The 6,710-nt window shown below is 73.5% G+C and carries 6 protein-coding genes and 1 pseudogene; 4 read left to right on the forward strand and 3 right to left on the reverse strand.

Annotation, left to right across the window (positions count from 1 at the left end; genetic code table 11):
- Both UW392_RS60750 and UW392_RS60755 read right to left on the reverse strand, forming a co-directional pair.
- A partial coding sequence (locus tag UW392_RS60750) for a maltotransferase domain-containing protein (protein ID WP_320784093.1) occupies positions 1-264 on the reverse strand: 264 nt, incomplete at its 3' end.
- Positions 265-418: 154 nt separating this feature from the next.
- On the reverse strand, positions 419-757 hold the full coding sequence (locus UW392_RS60755) for a DUF5133 domain-containing protein (protein WP_320784094.1): 339 nt from the start codon (positions 755-757) through the stop codon (positions 419-421).
- A 293-nt stretch (positions 758-1,050) separates the two neighbouring features.
- On the opposite strand from UW392_RS60755, the gene UW392_RS60760 reads away from it, so the two are divergent.
- Together UW392_RS60760 and glgX are read left to right on the forward strand one after the other, a co-directional pair.
- Positions 1,051-1,563: a pep a2 gene (locus tag UW392_RS60760; RefSeq protein ID WP_320784095.1), complete on the forward strand. Its 513-nt coding sequence runs from the start codon at positions 1,051-1,053 to the stop codon at positions 1,561-1,563.
- Positions 1,560-3,752 carry a glycogen debranching protein GlgX gene (glgX, locus tag UW392_RS60765; protein ID WP_320784096.1) on the forward strand — a complete coding sequence of 731 codons (2,193 nt, stop codon included), beginning with the start codon at positions 1,560-1,562 and terminating at the stop codon, positions 3,750-3,752. Before UW392_RS60760 ends, glgX begins: the two co-directional genes overlap by 4 nt.
- Here glgX and UW392_RS60770 read toward each other — a convergent pair.
- Positions 3,718-4,557: a VOC family protein gene (locus tag UW392_RS60770; protein WP_320784097.1), complete on the reverse strand. Its 840-nt coding sequence runs from the start codon at positions 4,555-4,557 to the stop codon at positions 3,718-3,720. The genes glgX and UW392_RS60770 overlap by 35 nt on opposite strands.
- Before the next feature lie 248 nt (positions 4,558-4,805).
- Between UW392_RS60770 and lexA the strand changes: the two genes are divergently transcribed.
- Together lexA and UW392_RS67215 are read left to right on the forward strand one after the other, a co-directional pair.
- Positions 4,806-5,477 (forward strand): transcriptional repressor LexA, encoded by a 672-nt coding sequence (lexA, locus tag UW392_RS60775; protein ID WP_320784098.1) that lies wholly within the window; start codon positions 4,806-4,808, stop codon positions 5,475-5,477.
- A 711-nt stretch (positions 5,478-6,188) separates the two neighbouring features.
- Positions 6,189-6,710: pseudogene (locus UW392_RS67215) on the forward strand (hypothetical protein); the annotation flags it as partial.

A 6,710-nucleotide genomic window follows, 5' to 3' on the forward strand; every position in this document is an offset into this window, starting at 1 on the left:
GGGCAGCGCGACGGTGGCGCCCCAGCGGTCGGTACCGGGCGCCAGCTCCCGCATCGGCGTCCACGGCCCGGTACGCCCCTGGGGATCCGTCAGGACCACGTCCGCGGCGACCGCGTCGTGCCCCTCCCGGAACACCGTCGCCGAGACCTCGAACTCCTCACCCACCACCGCCTTCGCGGGACGGCCGCCGCAGTCCACGGCGGGACGGACCTCCCGTACGGGAATGCGGCCGACGGCCGGGGACGACGTCTGCGACGCCTTCATGGGGCTCACCTCCGTGGTGCCGGGGCCGTGGCCACGACGAGGCGTGCCCGACCGGGTGCTGTCCCCCTCCGGGTGCCGTCCCCACCCGGTTGCCGTCTCCCTGCCCGCGGTCCCGCCGGAGAGCGCCGGTCCGCGCCCGCGCCGGTCGCGCCGGTCAGGGTCCCTGCGTGAATCCGGGGCCACGGGCGAATCCCGGCCCTCGCGTGCATGCCGGTGCCCGCGCGTATCCCAGCGGCGCGGCGCCCCATTCCTGCTCCTGCGGGAAGCCGGCCCGTTCCGGCGGACGGGTGAGGGGGCCCGCCCCCAGATAGTGCTCGGCGGCCTCCACGGCCTCCCTGGCGCACCGCTTGCCCATCAGCACGCACAGCGTGTAGCCCGAGTCCTCGAAACTGCCGCGCGCCATGCGGTCCAAGGGCGCCGCCAGCATCACGCGCTCCCAGGCCCGGTAACGCTCCAGATGCCGGGCGACCTCGTTCTTCGCAGGCAGCAGCATGGCTCGTCACCTTCCACGCGTAACGACGGTGCACCGCCGCCCGGACGCCGGGCGGCGGTCGTGCACGGGGGAGACCGGTCCCTCGCGGGGCCGGGTCCCCCTCATGGTGCACGGGCGGCGACCCACCGTCCTGTTGGCTTTTCAACCGCCTCCGGAGTCGCTCGTGTTGCACGAATGGACTACCGCTTACAGGCTGGAGTGACTCAGAAGCGATCACCGCTCACGCTGCGTCTCGGGGCCCGGTCCGCAAGGCCGACGACGGGCGGAGCCTCGCCGGTGAGGAGTCAACGACGATGAAGACCGCAGTGCCCTGCTACTACCACCTGGATGTGCGCGTCAGCCCCGAGCGGGTCGGCCAGGTCAGGCGCATCCTCGCCGCCCACCTCCGGTTCTGGGACCTGGACACGCTCGTGGAGCCCGTCTGCCAGGGCGCCGAGCTGCTGCTGCGCGCGATCGACGAGCACGCCACGGACAAGAACACGTCGATCGAGATGTGGTGGAACCACCAGCACCTGATCACCGCCATCGGCCGCGCCGACCGCACCCTGCGCCCCGACCCCGACCTGCGTACCTGCCTCGCCCTCATCGCCGCGCTCAGCGACGGGTGGGGCTGCTGCGCCACGGCCACCGGCGGCATGGTCATCTGGTTCTCGCAACGGGCCCGGGCGGGCGAGGGCGTGCCCCTGGTCCCGACGGCGCCCGAGCCCCAGGCGCGGGAGGCCCGCGACGTGCCTCGCGCGCAGCCGGTCCCCGTGTTCGCCACCGCGTCCCTCCTCACCCCGGACGACCTCGGGGAGGCCCGGTGACGGCACGTCCGGCGGCGCGGGACCGGGACCGGGACCGGAGGAAGGTGCCCGCGTGGAGCGGGGACCCCTACCCGCTGGGGGCCTCCCATGACGGCGACGGCACGAACTTCGCGCTGTTCAGCGAGGTCGCCGAGCGGGTGGACCTGGTCCTCGTGGGCGACGACGGGACCTCCCGGTCCGTCCGGCTGACCGAGGTCGACGGTTTCGTGTGGCACTGCTACCTGCCCGGAGTGGGCCCGGGGCAGCGCTACGGCTACCGGGTGCACGGCCCCTGGAACCCATCCGCCGGCCACCGCTGCAACCCGCGCAAACTGCTCCTGGACCCGTACACCAGGGCGGTGGACGGGCAGGTGGACAACCACGCCTCGCTCTTCGAGCGCACCCCCGGCGGCCCCTCCCCGGCCAACAGCGCCGGACACACGATGCTGGGCGTGGTCACCGACCCGGCGTTCGACTGGGGCGAGGACCGTCCGCCCAGACGGCCCTACGCCGACACCGTGATCTACGAGGCGCACGTGCGCGGGCTGACCCGCACCCACCCCGAGGTACCGCCCGGACTGCGCGGCACGTACGCCGGCCTCGCCCATCCGGCGGTCCTCGACCACCTCACCTCGCTGGGGGTGACGGCCGTCGAGCTGATGCCGGTGCACCAGTACGTCCAGGACGGCGTCCTGCAGGGCCGCGGCCTGTCGAACTACTGGGGCTACAACACGATCGGCTTCTTCGCCCCGCACAACGCCTACGCCGCCCACGGCACCCGCGGCGAACAGGTCACCGAGTTCAAGTCCATGGTGAAGGCCCTGCACGCGGCCGGGCTCGAGGTCATCCTCGACGTGGTCTACAACCACACCGCCGAGGGCAACGAGAAGGGCCCCACGCTCTCCTTCCGCGGCATCGACAACGCCTCGTACTACCGCCTGGTGGACGGTGACTTCGGCCACTACTACGACACCACCGGCACCGGGAACTCCCTGCTGATGCGGCACCCGTACGTCCTGCAGCTGATCATGGACTCGCTGCGGTACTGGGTGACCGAGATGCACGTGGACGGGTTCCGCTTCGACCTCGCGGCCACGCTGGCCCGGCAGTTCCACGAGGTGGACCGGCTGTCGGCGTTCTTCGACCTGATCCAGCAGGACCCCGTGATCAGCAGGGTCAAGCTGATCGCCGAACCCTGGGACGTGGGCGAGGGCGGCTACCAGGTGGGGAACTTCCCGCCCCTGTGGTCGGAGTGGAACGGCAGGTACCGCGACGCCGTACGGGACTTCTGGCGGACCGGGCCGCACACGCTCGGCGAGTTCGCCTCCCGGCTGACCGGCTCGCCCGACCTCTACGAGCACAGCAGGCGCCGCCCGCGCGCGAGCGTCAACTTCGTGACGGCGCACGACGGGTTCACCCTGCGCGACCTGGTCTCGTACAACGACAAGCACAACGAGGCCAACGGCGAGGACAACCGGGACGGGGAGGGCGACAACCGGTCCTGGAACTGCGGCGCCGAGGGCGCGACCCGGGACCCGGCGGTGCTCGGGCTGCGCGCCCGCCAGCAGCGCAACCTCCTGGCCAGCCTCTTCCTCTCGCAAGGCATCCCGATGCTGCTCCACGGGGACGAGCTGGGCCGCACCCAGCACGGCAACAACAACGCCTACTGCCAGGACGACGAGGTCTCCTGGGTCGACTGGCGGCTCGACGACGAGCAGCGCGAACTGCTGGAGTTCACCCGCGGCCTCATCGCGCTGCGGGCCGCCCACCCCGTCCTGCGCCGGCGGCGCTGGTTCCGCGGTGACACGTCCGCGCGCGCCGAGCAGCCACTGCCCGACCTGGTGTGGCTGCTCCCCGACGGCCGGGAGATGCGGGACGCCGACTGGCGGCGCGGTGACGCCCACGCGGTCGCCGCCTTCCTGAACGGCGACGCCCTGGAACGCGACGCGTACGGGCGCCGGATCGTCGACGACTCGCTGCTGCTGTTGCTGAACAGCTACTGGGGGCCGATGCCGTTCCGGCTGCCGGACGCCCCGTACGGCGAGCGCTGGACGACCCGCGTCGACACCGCTGACCCGCAGGGCGCCTTCGACGAGGTGGAGCACAAGGCGGGCACGGACGTCACGGTCGAGGCGCGGGCCCTGGTGCTGCTGTCACGGCCGTCCAAGGTCCGCTTCAGGCCGTCGGCGGCGCGTGCGGGGTCACCGTGAAGTGGGCCCCGTCGGGATCGCAGAGCACCGCCTCGGTGCCGCTCTGCCGCAGGACGGTACCGCCGTGTCCCTGCGCGGCCCGGGCGCAGGCCGCCACGTCGGGCACCGCGAAGTGGACCTGCCAGTGCGGCCGGATCGTCGGGTCGGGCGCCTCCTCCAGCGCCCCGGAGCTGATCCTCGCCACGACGTCCCCGTCGCTGCGCAGCACCACCTCGTCGCCCTCGTAGTGCACCTCGCAGCCGCCGGGGCGGTCCGAGGCCCAGTCCAGCACCTGGCCGTAGAAGATGGCGGCCTCGAAGGCGTCCCGGGTGTGCAGCCTGACGAAGGCGGGGGCGACCCGGCGCCAGACCTCCCAGTCACTGACGAGCTCGCCCTCCCAGATCCCGAAGGCGGCCCCGTCGCGGTCGGCGAGCAGGGCCGCCCGGCCGGGCGCGAAGGAGAGCGGCCCGACCGCCGCCGTGCCCCCGCGCTCGCGCACCCGGGACACGGCCTCGTCCGCGCTCTGCACGGCGAAGTAGGGCGTCCAGACGACGGGCATCGGCCACCGGGAGGACTCTCCCGCGATGCCCGCGACGGGCGCCCCGTCCGCCAGCGCGATGCGGAAGCGGTCGCCCAGCCTGGTGACCCGCCACTCCCACCCCAGGACCGCCTGGTAGAAGTTCTCCGCGGCCCGCAGGTCGCGGCTGGTCAGACTCACCCAGCAGGGGGCGCCGAACACGGCGTGGGTGGTGGCGGCGGGTGCGCCGCCGGGCAGGGCGGAGTTCCGGTCCCCGGGGTGCTCCGGTGCGTGTGGTGCGTGGTTCATGGCAGTAGCGTCCTGGTCTCGCCGGCCGGCCCGCGCCGATCGGAACGGACCGGACACCAGTCTCCGGCCGGATCGGGTGGTGGCGCCTGTCGAGTACCCCGGCGGTGGAGCCGAAACGGTGGCCGGACGATCATCAGGACCCGTTCGGCCCCGTGGCGGCGGCGGTGCGCACCTGCCGCGCCGTTCCCTCGGGACGGGGTGCCGGGTTAGGGTCACGGCAAGTGGGATCTTGTACGGAGGTGCCCGGAATGGAGCAGAGCGCGACAGTGCGGCGGGGCCGACCGCCGGGCGTGCGTTCCGTGGAGGGGGAGCTGACGCGGCGCCAGGAGGCCGTCGTCCGCTTCATCCGTGACGAGGTGCGCCGGCGCGGCTACCCGCCGTCGATGCGGGAGATCGGCCGGGCCGTGGGCCTGGCGAGCACGTCGTCCGTCGCGCACCAGCTGATGGTGCTCGAACGCAAGGGCGTGCTGTACCGGGACCCGCACCGGCCGCGGGCCTACCGGGTGCGCTCCTCGTGGGCGCCCGACCTGGACGCGCGGACCGAGGCCCCGGTCGAGGTGCCGCTGGTGGGCAGGATCGCCGCGGGCGCGCCGCTGCTCGCCCAGGAGATGGTCGAGGACGTCTACCTGCTGCCCCGGCAGCTGGTCGGCGAGGGCGAGCTGTTCGCGCTCACGGTCTCCGGCGACAGCATGATCGAGGCGGCGATCTGCGACGGGGACGTCGTCACCGTACGGCGCCAGGACAGCGCCGACCACGGCGACATCGTCGCGGCCCTCATCGAGGACGAGGCCACCGTCAAGCAGCTCCGCCGCCAAGGCGGCCGGGTGTGGCTGATGCCGCGCAACCCGGCGTACGAGCCGATCCCCGGCGACGGGGCCGTGATCCTCGGCAAGGTCGTGAGCGTGCTGCGGCAGCTGTGACGCCCCCGTCCGAACGCCTTTCGCGCACGCGGAAGGCCCCGGCTGGACGGGGGGAACCAGCCGGGGCCCGTAGGGGGTGGCGTGCGGAGGGCGGTCGCCTCGCGGCGAAAGGCTCCATGGGGCTTCAGCCGGACGATCGTCCCCATGGGCGAGAGGTGAGGCCCGGGGACACTGTCCCCTCCGCAGCCACGTAGGGAGGAACGGCGGACCACGGACGATTGTTCCGCGGCCCGCGCCGTACCGCGTGTGAGGTGGGACACCCGCGCGGACCCGCTCCGTCACACCACTGCCCCACTCGGGTGGCGGGTGGTCGTCGGCGCCCCTAGTAATGGGACCAAGTTCGCGTGTCGCGTTACGGGGGCGCAGGGACGGCGGCACCCTTCCCAGGGAGCGAGCATGACCACCAGCTCTACATCACCGAATTCGAATTCGAGTTCGAACCAGTCCGGCATACCCGGCAGGGACACGGTCGCGGTCGGCCCGCCGGTCACCGGTGCACCGCCCGCGGCGCCACCACCACCCGTGGCGGGACGGCCACCGGACCGGACTAAGCCGGCCGGCGGTGATCCCGGTCCGCCACGGGGCGGGCCGGTCGACGGCCTGGTCCGTGCCGCCGTCGCCGAACGGCCGCTGGAGGAGGTCGTCCAGCTCATCACCCTCCTCGAGGAGTCCCCCGAGTACGCGCAGGCCACGGTCGACGCCCTGCGGGCGGTGGGGGTGAACCGGTCCGTCGAGGACGTCACCCGGCTGGTGGCCCTGCTGACGCGGCCACCACGGGACGCGGACAGCGCCGACGAGGCGATCCGCGCCGCGGCCGCGTGCCGGCCGGTGGAGGAGGTGACCCGGCTGATGTCGCTCCTGCACCGCACGCAGGTGGAACCGCACTGCAACGAGGAGGCGGTACGGGCCGCGGCCACCGGGAGGTCCGTGGAGGAGCTCGTCCAGCTGATCGGACGGCTGGACGAGGAGCGGAACGCCTACCAGGAGCGCGCGGCATACCCGGACGGCCCGGTCGCCGGTACGCCGGCCGCCGGAGCGCCGGCCGGACCGGCGGTGGCGGACGGCGCTCCCGCCGACCCCTTCGAAGCCGCTCCCTTCGAGGCCGACGACTTCCACGACGACCTCTTCGAGGAAGACATCTTCGACACCGATCCCTTCCCCGCCGCCCACCCGGCCCGGCCCGCCGCCCCGCACCCGGCGGCGCCCGACGACCGCGGGCCGGGCGTCCGTGGC

This window comes from Streptomyces sp. CRN 30 (assembly GCF_034105845.1).

Excerpts from the sequence above, each read along its gene's own strand:
- UW392_RS60755 (WP_320784094.1), bottom strand. The coding sequence starts at position 757 with ATGCTGCTGCCTGCGAAGAACGAGGTCGCCCGGCATCTGGAGCGTTAC.
- UW392_RS60760 (WP_320784095.1), top strand. The coding sequence starts at position 1,051 with ATGAAGACCGCAGTGCCCTGCTACTACCACCTGGATGTGCGCGTCAGC.
- UW392_RS60770 (WP_320784097.1), bottom strand. The coding sequence starts at position 4,557 with ATGAACCACGCACCACACGCACCGGAGCACCCCGGGGACCGGAACTCC.
- lexA (WP_320784098.1), top strand. The coding sequence starts at position 4,806 with ATGGAGCAGAGCGCGACAGTGCGGCGGGGCCGACCGCCGGGCGTGCGT.